Genomic DNA, 14,735 nt, shown 5'->3' with positions numbered 1-14,735 from the left:
GTACTTAGTATAGTTATATGTAGTACTTTTTTGTTTTGGAGAAGCGTCCGCTCGCCCCGCGGAAAGCGAGTGTAAAGCTTCGGAAAACCAGCCCTATTCCCATATAAAAAAGACTGTAAACAACTCGTTTTTTTGGAGTTTGTCTACAGTCTGAAGCACCCTATAAGAATGTTTTTAATCATGCCTTCGATTTGGGCCATCCAACTTTATCGGTGTCGATAAATATTTGATGCGTTCCATAATTCTGGCCGCTTTCATCTTTTCTTCCTCACCACGTTGTGTATAAGTTAAATGATGTTGTAACCCACTGAAGTCAAAATTGGAAGTGAAAAAGGTTGGTAACTGTTCATGCATTCTAAATTGTAGAATAGAACCTAAAATTTCATCTCTCGTCCAACTCGACATTGCCTCCGCTCCGATATCATCGAGCATCAAAATTTTGGCATTTTTCACTGCTTCTAGCTTGGAATTAAGCGTTTGGTCACCTAAAGATTGTTTCATTTCTCTTAAAAATTCGGGAACGTATACAATCAAAGAAGAAATTTCTTTTTCAGCTAGCTGGTTAGCAATTGCTCCAAGCAAGTAGGATTTACCAACACCAAATTCTCCATATAAATACAGTCCTTTCACAGAGCTCCCTGGTTCATACGTAGATACAAATTGATCTGCATGTTCAAAAGCAAGAGCCCTTCCAGGACTTTCATAGGAGAAGTCTCCGAATGATGCCTGCAAAATATCTTTCGGTACATAAATACTTTTAATCAGTTTTTCATTCTTTCTTCGCTCATCATGAGTAATTTTTGTCGGGCATGGACGATAATGCACTTCAACCATCTCTTTATTTAGGACGAGCACAGGTTCATATCCTTGCATCATATTCACACAGCCATTAAGATTCGGACAGTCCGCGCATTTTTTTGTTTGGGTTGTATATTCATATAGCTTCATCATATTTTTTTCAATAATGCTATTTGTAATCTCTTCTTGATTTTCCTTAATAAAAGCTTGCACCTCAAGATTCGATAATACTTCTGATTTCAATCGTTCATAGTTTTGTCTAAATGTAGATGAGCCCGATAGTTTGTTTAGTGTTTTATTAATTCGCTCCACCTTTATCACCTCCATTTTTCAGATATTTTTTTTGAATTGCATCTAACCTGCGTTTTCTTTCTTTAAATTCTTTAGTATTTTCTTTTTTGGCGGGCTGTTTAGTCTGTTCCTCTGATGTAAACCAATCAGGTAATTTCTCCCTACGAATAACTTTACTTTTTCTTTGGTTTGTTCCTGTATTTCCCGCCGCCCATTCTTGGTATTGACGATGTTCACTTTTAGCGAGCTCCATCGCTGATTGAACAGTAGCGATCTTTTTTCGTGCCCAATGAGAAGCGATTTTTTCTAAATAATTTTTGGATAACTTCATATCAGTTTTTAGCATGACGTAGTGAATCAGTACATTAGTAACCCCTACTGTCAATTTTTGTTTAAACATAGTGTCTTCCACCGCATGCAGATCGGATTTAGCAGGTGTCGCTCCATCTGATAGGTCAATGAGCAACTGTCTCGGTGAAACAGTCTCTAAATAATAAATGAGTTTGCTTTCAGGAGTGTCTCCAGGAGAAATACTTTCCCGTTGATGAAGCGGTTGGTGGCGATCTACAAGCTGTGGTAATGTATCATCATTTTCCAGTTGATACCAATCACGTGCCGCTTTTCTTAATTCTTCTATATCAATATTGTGATCTGAAGTCACACTTCCCAATACAATATTTTGCATTTCTATCGCATTAATACCATATATAAAAGATAACTTAGCAATAGCATCTTTTACAGTTGCTGTGAAAAACTTTCTAGGCACCATCATATCTGTCAGCCCAGCAAGTAATAGATCAAAATCAAATTCTTTCCCATCTATATGGATCGGGCCAGCTTCCTCTCTACTAAAGAAACCTTGCCCTTGTTGTGGATCACTAGCTTCATGCCCGTCCATATTCTGAAGTGAGCCTGTACCCAATGAAGTGAACACATCTTGAAATGAACGTGTTATCTCTTGATATGCTTCTGTATCCACTTGTTTATCCATAAACGATTTTTTCAGTTTAAGAAAATGCGATTGACCAAGTTTTTGGTATAAGTAAATATTAAGCATACCATCTGTAAAAAATTGTTCAGCTGAAAGGGGCGCCTGTAATTCATAGACAAACGAACGAGTATTTGCTTCGTTTTTTATGTGAGTTTTTAATAAACCGATCCCCTCAAGTTTCAGCCTTGCATGATAAATTTCTTGTAAATTTAAACCAAGTAAATTCATTAAATGATAATGCGACCATTCTTCAGACCATAATCTATTTTCTTCGACCTTATGCCAAAGTGTGGAATAAAAACTTATGCATACGGGCCCGATCAGCGGCTGATATAAAAAGGTAATAACCTTATGGTCATATTGGTGCAATATTCCGTTCATCGTAACTGAAAATGAGTCGACAGGCTGAACTTCATTCCAATGTTGCTTCATGTCAATCACACTTCCATTTTAGTCTTTTTTTATTAAATCTTTCAGCTCATCTAAAAAAACGTTCAAATCTTTAAATTGACGATAAACAGAAGCAAATCTTACATAGGCTACTTCATCCATTTTTGCTAGTTTATCCATCACCATTTCTCCAATTTTCTCTGAATTCACTTCCGCTTGTCCATGATTGCGCAAATCACGTTCTATATCATGGGTGATTTTTTCAAGTTGTTCTAATGCAATTGGCCTTTTTTCACATGCTCGAATTAAACCACGTAAAATCTTTTCACGGCTGAATTCTTCGCGAACCCCTTCCTTTTTCACAACAATAAGAGGCGTTTCCTCGACTCTTTCAAAAGTTGTAAATCGATAGGAACATTCCTCGCATTCACGTCTTCTTCTAATTGATCTAATTTCGTCTGCCGGTCTGGAATCCACGACACGAGTGCCATTGTGATGACAAGAAGGACATTTCATCGTAATCAGCTCCGTTCATCAAGTACTTTTACACATTATACCTTACTTTGAGAAGAAAAAACAAAAGCGGAGGCATCTAGCAAATAGATAGGAAATAGGAGTGAAGGTTTCTTCACTCCTAAATGAAAAATGTCACCTATCATTTTATTCACGCCATTTCATGGTTCCATACTCCATTTCTCAATTAACTGTTCCAGTTGTAGCCTACTACTTACCAATGAATCATTATTATCAATCACTGCATCTGCAAGCTTTACTTTTTCTTGCAAAGGTAACTGTGATGCGATACGAGCTTTTGCATCCACTTCTGTCAAATTATTTCTAGCCATTAACCTTTCAAGTTGAATAGCTTCATCCACATATATGAGAATTACTTTACTCACCAAATGGGTCAATTTACTTTCGTAAAGTAGTGGAACATCATAAATAATCGTATGCTTACCTTCTGCTATTGCCATTTCCTTCCACTCACTCATTTTTTCTCGAATAGCAGGATGAACAATGCTATTTAATAATTCTCGTTTTCCATCATCATGGAAAATAATAGATCCGAGTTTTTCTCTATTGATTTTTCCATCATGTAAAAGCAAGCCTTTTCCGAAAGCATCTATTGTTCGTGTGTATGCTTGCTCTCCAGGTTCCATTACAGCCCTTGCAGCGATATCAGCATCAACAATCGTAAACCCCAGATTACCTAACATGTTTGAAATAGTACTTTTTCCGCTTGCAATACCGCCAGTTAGTCCAATAATTTGTGCCATGGTTAATGCCTCTTTCATTTTACATTTTTAATAATCCAATAAACATAAGTAGCAACCCAGGAAGAAATGCTAACTTTTGAAACCAACTAGATCGCGAAAATATTTTCCCTATTTGCAAACCACTTGCTAAAAATATACTACTCATTAAAGCTGCACAACTAGCCAATATGATAGGTGAAAACCCGAGCATTGCTGCACCGATGCCGGCTCCAAATGCATCAAGTGATAATGCCACTCCCAGAATTAAAGCTTCTAATCCTGTTACTGTGCCAGAACTATCAAAGTCTGCGCGTGTTGGTTTTTTCAAAATATGAATAACGACACCTAGTGTCTTTATTTCCCAATTAAAAACTATTTTCTCGTTTATATCTACAGGATCCTTATCTTTTTTAAAAAATTGATATATAACTAAAGCACCGATCAGCATTAAAATACTCCCACCTAAACGACTAGCAAATTCAACACTAAGCAACCGTTGAATTAATTGACCAGCTAGCATGGCAATGCCTAAGGATAATGCTGTACACATCGCGATAATTAATATCGATTTTAAAGGTATTCTCATATTCCTAAGCCCATACGCGAGTCCCGTGCTAAAACTGTCCAGACTGATTGCCACGGCAAGCAGCAATAATGATAATGAAAAACCCATTTCCAAGCCCCTTCCCCTACTAAAATCAAAGTCGATAACTCATTGTATGAGGAAGATTTGATTCTGGTTAACGGAAAAGCGGGAGCTGCTTGCCAATAATGAATTAGTTAAATAATGTATAGCTGCATGGATTTCTTATTATTTTTGACATTCAGGACAAAAATGTGTTCCTCTACCAGCTACTTTTATTTTTTGAAGTGGGATGCCACATTTTTTACACCCTTCTCCTTTTTTTCCATATACTAAAAGGCGTTCTTGATACGTTCCACTTTCACCACGGGAATTCATATATGTGTTCACTGAACTACCGCCAGCTTGGATAGATTCTTCTAATGTTGCCGCAGCCTGTTCGCGCAATAGAGCAACTTCTTCATCACTAAGTGTTTTTGCTATACGCTCAGGATGAATGCTTGATCTAAATAGCACTTCATCAACATATATATTTCCAAGACCTGTTACAATCGTTTGATCAAGTAGAACAGCCTTGATCATTCTTTCTGTTTTCATTAATTTTTCTTTTAAATAATTTTGTGTAAACTCTGCAGCGAATGGTTCAGGGCCCAATTTCGCCAGTGGTAACTCCGTATGTTCCATTCCTTTTGTAAATAAATGCATCGTTCCAAATTTACGTACATCGCGATATCGCAATTCTGTGCCATCAACAAATTTAAATACAATATGTGTATGCTTTTCTTCAGGATCATCGTGACTCCTTACACTATAATTACCTTCCATACGTAAATGGGAAACAAGGGCATAATCATCTAATACAAAAATTAAAAACTTACCCCTTCGATTAATATCGAGAATTGTTTGACCTTGTAAAGCATCTTGAAACTGTTCGATTTCTAATGGTTTCTTTATAATTTTAGGCCAACCAACAAAGACATCTTTAATTGTTTTCCCTACAACAAGTTCCACCAAAGACTTGCGGACGGCTTCCACCTCCGGTAATTCTGGCATCACCGTCACCTCCTGCTCAATTTTCTAATTATGTTTATGCTATTTCGCATCGTACCATGAAGCACCATAAGAATATTCTACTTTAAGCGGAACATTGAGCTTGAGTGCGTGTTCCATTACATCTGGAACAATTTCCTTAAGAATGTCAATCTCATCTTTTGGTGCTTCAAATATTAATTCATCGTGTACCTGAAGTAGTAGACGTGTCTGTAACCCTTCTTTTTCAAGTCTGGCAGCCATATCGATCATTGCCTTCTTGATGATATCTGCCGCACTTCCTTGAATCGGTGTATTCATCGCCGTTCTTTCTGCAAAACTCCGTAAGTTGAAATTCCGACTCGTTATTTCTGGAATATAACGTCTTCTATGCAAAAGGGTCTCCACAAATCCTTTTTCTCTTGCATCCGCAATAATATCATCCATATAATCTTTTACCCCAGGAAAGCTTTCCAAATAACGATTAATAAATTGGCCCGCTTCTTTTCGTGTGATACCTAGACTTTGCGATAACCCATAATCGCTGATGCCATAAACGATACCAAAGTTAACTGCTTTTGCTTGTCTACGCATATTTGATGTCACTTCATCCGGGGCAACATGAAATACATCCATCGCTGTTTTTGTGTGAATGTCCATATTATTTGTAAATGCTTCGATTAATTTTTCATCCTTGGCGATATCTGCGAGGACACGTAGCTCAATTTGCGAGTAATCCGCCGCAAATAACACCCAATCTTCTTGTGACGGAATGAAAGCTTGACGAATTTTCCTTCCCTCCTCTAAGCGAATCGGGATATTCTGTAAATTCGGGTCAATGGAGCTAAGTCTACCCGTAGATGTCAAAGCTTGGTTAAAGCGGGTATGCACTTTGTCTGTCTCTTGATGAACCACCTTTAGCAAGCCTTCAATATATGTAGACTGCAATTTTCCAAGCTGACGATAATCAAGTATTTCTTTAATAATTTCGTGTTCCGGTTCCAATTTTTCTAACACATCTGCGGCGGTTGAATAGCCGGTCTTTGTTTTTTTAATTACCGGCAACCCCAGATTTTCGAACAAAATAACCCCTAGCTGCTTAGGTGAATTAATATTGAATGTTTCACCAGCAAGGCGATAGATTTTTGCTTCAATTTCAGCTAGACGATCCCCTATTTCTTTTTTCATTTCTTTCAGTCTTTGTACATCTACTTTAATCCCAGTGTATTCCATCTTCGCCAAAATCAGTGCCAATGGTAGCTCTAATTCATAAAACAATTCTGTTTGTTCATTTTGCTCTAACTCCTGCAAACAAGGATCATATAATGAAGCAATTCCGACTGCTTTACGCGCCAAATGTTCAGCAAGTATGTCACCTTCCGCGACCTTCTTCTTCGCACCTTTACCATATACAGCTTCATCTGTCTCTACATCTGTATAATTATGCCGTTTTGCCACCCCAGCAAAATCATCGGTAGATTCAGATGGATTAAGCAGATATGATACAAGCAATAAATCAAAATCGATTCCTTGAAGATTTATTTCATGTCTTTTTAAAGCTACAACTGATCGTTTAGCATCATATACCCACTTCTTCTTCGTTTCATCTTCCGCCCATTTTTTAAAAGCAGCAGATTGAAGTACTAAGTCTGTTGGCAAATAAAAATTACCGTGTTCATTTGACAATCCAAAACCAGCAATTTCTGCAGTAAAATAATTATCCTCTAATATTTCAATGTACAATGAATTCTCTATCGCAAATAAATCATCAGTGATAGACTCCACTGTTTGAAAAGGAACATCAAGCATTGCTTCTGTAGCAGTTTCTGTTCCTTCTCCATCTAATTTTGCAAGTAATGAGTTAAAACCAAGCTCTTTAAAAACAGCAGTTAATTTTTCTGTATCATAGCCCTCAAATAATAGCTTATCAATAGCTACCTCGATAGGCGCTTCTGTTGTAATCGTTGCAAGCTCCTTACTCATCACTGCTTGTTCCTTAAATTCAGTCAAATTTTCTTTTAACTTTTTACCGCCAACCTGATCAATGTTCTCAAGTAATTCTTCTAGTGTGGGAAATTGTTTTAAAAGCTTTATTGCCGTTTTCTCCCCTACTCCAGGTACACCTGGAATATTATCAGACTGATCTCCCATTAAACCTTTCATATCAATGATTTGCTCAGGAGTAAGACCATACTTTTCCATGATATGAGCGGGCGTGTACACTTCAATGTCCGTGATACCTTTTCTCGTGATTCCCACTGTTACTTCCTTTGTCGCTAATTGCGTTAAATCCTTGTCCCCTGAAATAACTTTTACTTCGAAACCTTCTTCTGCAGCTTTCACAGCAAGTGTGCCAATAATATCATCGGCCTCATAGTTTTCAAGTTCATAGCGTTCAATTCCATAAGCATCTAGTAATTCTCTTATGAATGGAAATTGTTCTGACAGTTCTGGTGGAGTTTTTTGGCGTCCACCTTTATATTCCGCAAATGTTTTATGGCGAAAAGTTGTTTTCCCAGCGTCAAATGCAACTAGAACGTGGGTTGGCTTTTCATCTTCAAGCACCTTCATCAGCATCGTTGTAAATCCGTACACCGCGTTTGTATGTATTCCTTTATCATTATTCAAAAGCGGCAAGGCAAAGAATGCTCGGTAAGCAATACTATTTCCATCAATTAACATTAATTTTTTATTCATTTAAATACCTCCCAAGTGGAGCTTATTCGTTCATCCGTTTGTTATCCCCATTTTATCATGTGGGTTGCAGAAAGTGAAAATATTGGGGCGTGATTGTTATTTCTGAAAAGTAGTTAAACTACAAATAAAATACCGCAGTGTTCAATAGGAACCTCTGCGGCATACGTTTTCATTCTGTATATCCCATTAATAAGCGAGCATACGGTGAATCTGACGGAATGACAATTACTGTTTCTTCACCAATTGTTTTCTTATATGTTTCAAGTGTTCTGAACAAGTGATAGAATTCACGATCTTTTGAAAAGGAATCATTATATATTTTTGCCGCTTCCCCCTCACCTTCCGATCGAATAACATCCGCATCAGCTTCAGCTTTCGATATCGTTTCACGCACTTTACTATCTGTCTCAGCAGTTATTTTATTTTTCTTTGCATCACCTATTGATAAATACTCCTGTGCTTTTGACTCCCGTTCAGAAATCATTCTTCTATATACGGAGTTTTCATTCTCCTGCGGTAAATCTGTTCGTTTCGTTCGCACATCGGTGACAATAATACCATACTCATCTTTGGAGAGTAGTTCATTTACTTTATCTGTTATTCTGTCATTTAAACTTCCTCTCGAAGACTTTTCATCGTTAATAACTTTATCATATTCCAATTGTCCAAACTCTGCTCGAACGACTGAATATACGAACTCCTCCATTCGAGATTCAGCATTCGCTACAGTTCTTGCATTAGTGATCATCTTACGCGGGTTATCAATTTTCCAGACAGCATAATTATCAATAATCATTCGCTTTTTGTCTTTTGTATTAATTTCTGCCTGTGAAACATCATATGTCATTTGATATTTAGGTAGTGTGGAAACAGATTGAATGAATGGGATTTTAAAGGCAAGCCCCGGTTCACTTTTAATGCTCACCACTTCTTGGAATTGGCGAACTACTTTATATTCTCCTTCTTTCACAATAAAAGCACTAGCAAAAATGAGAGCGAACAATACGATTAGAATAATGAAAAATAAACCTAGTTTTACATATTTACGCCATTCTAACTCGATTGATTTTTTGGCGTCTAAATTAATCACCTTTTTATCCATTATTGTTCGCTCCCTTCATCTTTTTCTGTTTCTTTCTCTTTCTCTGTTTCTTTTTCTGTAGTCTCCTTTTCTAGTGGACGAATTGGAAAGTATTTCAATGTATTTCCGTCATCATTCATGATGTAAATTTCTGCTCCAGGCAATACTTGTTCCAATGTTTCTAGCGTTAGGCGTTCGCGTGTGATTTCTGGATTTGTTTTATATTGTTCATATAACTTATTGAAGACAGCGACGTCACCACGGGCCGCTTCTAATCTAGCAGCTTTTTCTCCTTTTGCTTTTGAGTGAATTGCAGCCTTTTCTCCCTCTGCTTCATTTATTCTTTTATTCTCGTATTTTTTCGCTTCATTTATTTTTGTATTCATTGTTTCTCGCGCATCTGTTACAGCTGTAAATGCACTACGAACTTCTTCATTCGGCAGCTCAACGTCTTTAAGGGTCACCGCAAGAATAGAGACACCAATATCATATTTTTTCACCAATGTTGTTAATAGTTCGCGGACATTCGCCTCTATTTCTGCTTTACCTGATGTTAATGCGTCATCGATTTCTGAACTACCAATTATACTTCTTAATGAAGCAGATGTAGCATTATGCAATATTTTTTCTGGATCCTCAGACTGAAACAAGTATTTTTGCGGATCTGTTATTTTCCATTGCACAACGAGATCAGCCAATACAATGTTTTCATCACCGGTTATCATCTTAGTTTCATTGTTACCGTCATCATTTTCATCAAAGCCAAATTCCAACTTTAGCGTTTCACGCGCTAACTTTTCCACACTTTGAATCGGCCATGGTAATTTGAATCGAAGACCTGGATCAGTGACTGTTTCCTCAGCCTTACCGAATGTGAGAATGACTGCTTGGTCTGATTCATCAAGCGTGTACCAAGAAGTAAATAATATAATTACAAGTGCAATAATTGTAATGGCAAGACCAGTAACTGTATAAACTCTCTTTAAACTCATCTTTTCACTTTCCTTTCTTTATTCTCTTCACCTATATACGAAATAATTTTCATAAGGTTTCATATTATATGAATCTTTCACTTTAATTATTTCTTTTCACATTAATAGAGCCAAGTTCAATGGAACTTGGCTTTCTTACATTAGTAAGTATAATGATATATTTTTAAATAATTTGCGGCGGCGATACGAGTACATTTGCAAGTAACACTCTCTCTTCTATCTCATCAAACGCTTCTACATAGATTGTCACTGTTTGATCATCATTATTAATTTCTGTTACCTCAAATAAAAATTGTATAGTAGCATAATGATAAACAGGTTTTAAAAAATTAATTTCCTGCTTCATTATATATGAACCAGGTCCGGGTAAATATTTCGATACAGCCGTCGTTATGATTCCTGTAAGCATTATAGAAGGCACAATCGGTTTTTTATATACTGTTTGCGAGGCATAATCATGCTGGATATAAAGCGGGTTAGCATCGTTAGTTAATCCAAGATATAGTAATAAGTCTCTATCTTCTATTCTTTCTGTTAAGGACAACTTTTCACCAACGGATATCTCTTCTAGTTTTCTACCGAGCTTATGTGTTTTCCCCAATAACAATAATTGCACCCCCAAATAGTTTAAAAGCGGTTTCAACTATATAATACCACAAGAAATTTGAAAGCGTCTGATTATTAACGCACAAATTGATCCTTAAAGGGGTAATCGATGTTGACTTATCCTAAAGAGGAACACTGAGTTTGCTTGTCGATAGAAGCTAGAGCTGGACAATAAAAAAATCGGTCCAAATCATAAAATGATCTGTCCGATTTTTAATTAAAATTAAAAAAGTGAGATGCCTATGTCTTTTTAAGTTAGAACTTTCATTACTTCTTGAACGGAATCAACAGACTTTTGCAATGCTGCTTTTTCATCTGCCGTTAATTCTAATTCAATGATTTGTTCAATGCCATCCTTACCTAGGATTGTCGGGACCCCTAAGTAAATACCGCTATATCCATATTCCCCTTCTAGATAAGCAATGGATGGGAGGACACGACGTTGATCTTTTACAATCGCTTCAACCATCTCTACTAGCGAAGCTGCAGGTGCATAATATGCACTTCCATTCCCTAGTAGATTGACAATCTCGCCGCCACCTTTACGTGTGCGTTCCACAATAGCATCTAGACGTTCTTTCGGAATAAGTGTTTCGAGCGGAATACCACCTGCATAAGAATAACGCACAAGAGGAACCATGTCATCACCATGTCCACCAAGTACAAAACCGGTTACATCTTTTACAGACAAGTTTAATTCCTGCGCTACGAAAGTCCGGAAGCGCGCGGTATCAAGAACACCTGATTGTCCTATTACACGACTTTTCGGGAAACCAGATTCTTTAAATACTGTATATGTCATCGCATCTACTGGATTTGTTAAAACAATGATATGGCAGTTTGGAGAATACTTAACAATCTCCTTTGTGACACTTTTCATAACCTTTTGGTTTGTCTGAACTAAATCGTCACGACTCATACCAGGCTTACGTGCAATTCCTGCTGTAATAACAACCACATCTGAATCTTTCGTATCTTCATAATCAGATGTTCCTATAATGTTCGCATCAAAACCTTGAACAGGACCTGCCTCAAGCATATCTAATGCTTTTCCCTTAGTAGGATTTTCCATTTGAGGAATATCAACAAGCACAACATCCCCAAGTTCTTTTTGTGCTACTAAAAATGCTGTTGTAGCACCAGTAAAGCCACCGCCGATTACTGAAATCTTTTTCCGATTCATTCTCATAGGTACTTTCCCTTCCTTCTTAAGGATAAAAATATGTAAGATCGCGTGCAGCCACTGAAGATGCGGCTTACACACACGATCTATACCTACTTAATAACCACAGGCGCTTTCGCTTTTCTATTTACATGTTTTCAATTAAAGCTGTTGCGAATTCGGATGTTTTTACTTCTGTTGCACCTTCCATTAAACGTGCAAAGTCGTAAGTAACTACTTTTGATTCAATTGTTTTTTCAACAGATTTAATAATTAGCTCAGCTGCTTCGTTCCAACCGAGGTGTTCAAGCATAAGTACGCCTGATAGAAGAACTGAAGAAGGGTTTACCTTATCAAGCCCTGCATATTTTGGAGCCGTTCCATGAGTTGCTTCAAAAATAGCATGTCCAGTTTCATAGTTAATGTTTGCACCAGGAGCAATACCAATTCCACCTACTTGTGCTGCAAGTGCATCAGACACATAGTCACCGTTCAAGTTCATTGTTGCAACAACATCAAACTCTTTCGGGCGTGTAAGAATTTGTTGTAAGAAAATATCAGCGATCGCATCTTTAATGATAATTTTTCCAGCAGCTTCTGCATCAGATTGTGCTTTGTTAGCCGCATCTGTTCCTTGCTCTTCTTTAATCTTGTCATATTGATTCCATGTGAATACTTTATCACCAAATTCTTCTTCAGCAAGCTCATAACCCCAGTTTTTGAACGCACCTTCTGTAAATTTCATAATGTTACCTTTATGAACAAGAGTAACAGATTTGCGTCCTTCAGTAATTGCATAGTTAATTGCTGCACGTACAAGGCGCTTTGTTCCTTCTGAAGATATTGGCTTGATACCAATTCCTGATGTTTCAGGGAAACGGATTTTATCAGCACCCATTTCGTTTTGCAGGAATTCAATTAACTTTTTCACTTCAGCAGAGCCTTCTTGATATTCGATTCCAGCATAAATATCTTCTGTGTTTTCACGGAAGATAACCATATCTGTATCTTCAGGACGTTTAATTGGTGAAGGTACCCCTTCGAAATAACGTACTGGACGCAAACATACGAACAAATCAAGTTCTTGACGAAGAGCAACGTTCAATGAACGGAATCCTCCACCAATTGGCGTTGTAAGCGGCCCTTTAATTGCGATAAAATATTCACGAATTGTTTCTAGTGTTGCTTCAGGTAGCCATTCTCCAGTTTTATCAAATGCTTTTTCTCCTGCGTATACTTCTTTCCACGCTATTTTCTTTTCCCCTGAATAAGCCTTTTCAACAGCAGCGTCCAATACTCTTTGTGCTGCAGCCCAAATATCAGGACCAATTCCATCTCCTTCGATAAAAGGAATAATTGGGTTATTCGGTGTATTCAATACACCATTTTCTACTGTAATTTTTTCACCTTGTGACATTACTTTCCCTCCAGTTTCATTCTCATCTACTTATATTATCAAAAGAAAACAAATTTTTCTAATGAATTAACTATTATCTCTCTTCTACTGGCACATATTGGCGCATGCCCGGACCTGTGTACTCTGCACGTGGGCGTATGAGACGATTGTTTTCATACTGCTCAAGAATATGTGCCAACCACCCTGATACACGGCTTACAGCAAAAATTGGTGTGAAGAGATCATGATCAATACCGAGGCTATGGTACACAGATGCTGAATAAAAATCAACATTTGGCGGCAATGGTTTTTGGGAAGTGAATACTTCCTGTACTTTTACAGAAATATTATACCATTCAGGCTCACCAGTAATTTCTGTGAGTTTTTTCGACATTGCACGTAGATGTTTCGCACGTGGATCTCCTTTACGATAAACACGGTGGCCGAAGCCCATAATCTTTTCTTTATTTTTCAATTTATTTAAAATATATTGTTCAGCCTTATCTTCCGTACCTATTTCACTAAGCATTTTCATCACTTGTTCATTAGCTCCACCATGTAATGGACCTTTTAAAGCACCAATCGCAGCTGTTACACCAGAATATACGTCCGAAAGTGTTGCTACACATACACGTGCAGTAAAGGTAGATGCATTTAGCTCATGGTCAGCATGAAGAACTAACGCCTTGTCCATTGCTTCAATTTCGATTGGTTCCGGTTGTTCTCCTTTCAACATGTAAAGGAAATTTTCCGCAAAGCCCATATCTTTTCTAGGAGCAACAGGTTCCAAACCTTTACGCACACGTGAAAATGCTGCAACAATCGCTGGCATTTTAGCTTGCAAACGAATTGCCTTACGATAATTTGCCTCTTTCTCCATTATATCGGCTTCTTCATCATAAAGACCGAGCGCTGAAACAGCTGTACGTAAAGCTGCCATTGGATGAACTTTATTAATCGGATAAGATTTGAAGCTATCAATCACTTCTTTAGGAAGCTCCATATTCTCAGCTAACTGCTGTTTGAGCTCCTTTAATTGTTCTTTATTTGGCAACTCGAGATGCCATAATAAATAAATGATTTCTTCAAAACTTGCATTTTCAGTTAAATCATCAATATTATAACCAACGTATGTAAGTGTATCGTCGATGATTGAACTGACGGAAGATGTAGTTGCTACTATTCCTTCCAGTCCCCGTGTTGCTGTCATAGTCGAATCTCTCCTTTATCTTTCTTTTTCCATTCCTGTGCATGATTGCATGACATTGATAGATTCCTATACATGCAAACCATTCAACAAACAAGCATTTACTTAAAAATAACTTATAGTACATTTTGTCGTGGTTTGTTGTTATAGATATTGCAAAAAGGATGTTCTATTTTTTTAACAACCACAAAATGCTTCCCTTGCCATTATAACCAACAATATACCTTTTGGGAATGGAAACGCTTAGAAAGGGATA

Annotated in this window: 13 protein-coding genes; all 13 read right to left on the bottom strand. The window is 37.3% G+C overall.

Annotation, left to right across the window (positions count from 1 at the left end):
• Positions 1-174: 174 nt before the first annotated feature.
• Positions 175-1,110, bottom strand: a complete 936-nt coding sequence (gene dnaI, locus BLE01S_RS02460; protein ID WP_066136959.1) for a primosomal protein DnaI — start codon at positions 1,108-1,110, stop codon at positions 175-177.
• Entirely contained in the window at positions 1,097-2,512 is a 1,416-nt protein-coding gene (locus BLE01S_RS02455) for a replication initiation and membrane attachment family protein (protein WP_066136957.1), read from the bottom strand. Before BLE01S_RS02455 ends, dnaI begins: the two co-directional genes overlap by 14 nt.
• 18 nt (positions 2,513-2,530) lie before the next feature.
• Positions 2,531-2,986: a transcriptional regulator NrdR gene (gene nrdR / locus BLE01S_RS02450; protein ID WP_066136955.1), complete on the bottom strand. Its 456-nt coding sequence runs from the start codon at positions 2,984-2,986 to the stop codon at positions 2,531-2,533.
• A 158-nt stretch (positions 2,987-3,144) separates the two neighbouring features.
• A complete protein-coding gene (coaE, locus tag BLE01S_RS02445) occupies positions 3,145-3,747 on the bottom strand; it encodes a dephospho-CoA kinase (RefSeq protein WP_066136954.1) in 603 nt (200 codons plus the stop codon).
• Between the two features lie 19 nt (positions 3,748-3,766).
• Positions 3,767-4,399 carry a sporulation membrane protein YtaF gene (ytaF, locus tag BLE01S_RS02440; RefSeq protein ID WP_066136952.1) on the bottom strand — a complete coding sequence of 211 codons (633 nt, stop codon included), beginning with the start codon at positions 4,397-4,399 and terminating at the stop codon, positions 3,767-3,769.
• Between the two features lie 138 nt (positions 4,400-4,537).
• Positions 4,538-5,362 carry a DNA-formamidopyrimidine glycosylase gene (mutM, locus tag BLE01S_RS02435; protein ID WP_066136950.1) on the bottom strand — a complete coding sequence of 275 codons (825 nt, stop codon included), beginning with the start codon at positions 5,360-5,362 and terminating at the stop codon, positions 4,538-4,540.
• A gap of 39 nt (positions 5,363-5,401) precedes the next feature.
• A complete protein-coding gene (gene polA / locus BLE01S_RS02430) occupies positions 5,402-8,035 on the bottom strand; it encodes a DNA polymerase I (RefSeq protein WP_066136948.1) in 2,634 nt (877 codons plus the stop codon).
• A 169-nt stretch (positions 8,036-8,204) separates the two neighbouring features.
• Complete coding sequence (gene hflC, locus BLE01S_RS02425) at positions 8,205-9,137, bottom strand: protease modulator HflC (protein ID WP_174521701.1); 933 nt, start codon at positions 9,135-9,137, stop codon at positions 8,205-8,207.
• Positions 9,137-10,108, bottom strand: coding sequence for an FtsH protease activity modulator HflK (gene hflK, locus BLE01S_RS02420; protein ID WP_066136945.1), 972 nt, complete (start codon positions 10,106-10,108; stop codon positions 9,137-9,139). The genes hflC and hflK overlap by 1 nt, the downstream gene beginning before the upstream one ends.
• Positions 10,109-10,271: 163 nt before the next feature.
• Positions 10,272-10,715: a MaoC/PaaZ C-terminal domain-containing protein gene (locus tag BLE01S_RS02415; protein WP_066136942.1), complete on the bottom strand. Its 444-nt coding sequence runs from the start codon at positions 10,713-10,715 to the stop codon at positions 10,272-10,274.
• Between the two features lie 249 nt (positions 10,716-10,964).
• A complete protein-coding gene (mdh, locus tag BLE01S_RS02410) occupies positions 10,965-11,903 on the bottom strand; it encodes a malate dehydrogenase (protein WP_066136940.1) in 939 nt (312 codons plus the stop codon).
• Between the two features lie 121 nt (positions 11,904-12,024).
• Positions 12,025-13,293, bottom strand: a complete 1,269-nt coding sequence (icd, locus tag BLE01S_RS02405) for an NADP-dependent isocitrate dehydrogenase (protein ID WP_066136938.1) — start codon at positions 13,291-13,293, stop codon at positions 12,025-12,027.
• A 73-nt stretch (positions 13,294-13,366) separates the two neighbouring features.
• Positions 13,367-14,482: a citrate synthase gene (gene citZ, locus BLE01S_RS02400; protein WP_066136936.1), complete on the bottom strand. Its 1,116-nt coding sequence runs from the start codon at positions 14,480-14,482 to the stop codon at positions 13,367-13,369.
• Between the last annotated feature and the right edge of the window lie 253 nt (positions 14,483-14,735).

Source organism: Lederbergia lenta NBRC 16444 (genome assembly GCF_001591545.1).
GTDB classification, from domain to species: domain Bacteria; phylum Bacillota; class Bacilli; order Bacillales; family Bacillaceae_C; genus Lederbergia; species Lederbergia lenta.
Note: the sequence above shows the minus strand (reverse complement) of the source record. Positions and strands in the feature narration are given on the sequence as shown.

Excerpts from the sequence above, each read along its gene's own strand:
- BLE01S_RS02455 (WP_066136957.1), bottom strand. The coding sequence starts at position 2,512 with ATGAAGCAACATTGGAATGAAGTTCAGCCTGTCGACTCATTTTCAGTT.
- nrdR (WP_066136955.1), bottom strand. The coding sequence starts at position 2,986 with ATGAAATGTCCTTCTTGTCATCACAATGGCACTCGTGTCGTGGATTCC.
- coaE (WP_066136954.1), bottom strand. The coding sequence starts at position 3,747 with ATGGCACAAATTATTGGACTAACTGGCGGTATTGCAAGCGGAAAAAGT.
- ytaF (WP_066136952.1), bottom strand. The coding sequence starts at position 4,399 with ATGGGTTTTTCATTATCATTATTGCTGCTTGCCGTGGCAATCAGTCTG.
- mutM (WP_066136950.1), bottom strand. The coding sequence starts at position 5,362 with ATGCCAGAATTACCGGAGGTGGAAGCCGTCCGCAAGTCTTTGGTGGAA.
- polA (WP_066136948.1), bottom strand. The coding sequence starts at position 8,035 with ATGAATAAAAAATTAATGTTAATTGATGGAAATAGTATTGCTTACCGA.
- hflC (WP_174521701.1), bottom strand. The coding sequence starts at position 9,137 with ATGGATAAAAAGGTGATTAATTTAGACGCCAAAAAATCAATCGAGTTA.
- hflK (WP_066136945.1), bottom strand. The coding sequence starts at position 10,108 with ATGAGTTTAAAGAGAGTTTATACAGTTACTGGTCTTGCCATTACAATT.
- mdh (WP_066136940.1), bottom strand. The coding sequence starts at position 11,903 with ATGAGAATGAATCGGAAAAAGATTTCAGTAATCGGCGGTGGCTTTACT.
- icd (WP_066136938.1), bottom strand. The coding sequence starts at position 13,293 with ATGTCACAAGGTGAAAAAATTACAGTAGAAAATGGTGTATTGAATACA.
- citZ (WP_066136936.1), bottom strand. The coding sequence starts at position 14,482 with ATGACAGCAACACGGGGACTGGAAGGAATAGTAGCAACTACATCTTCC.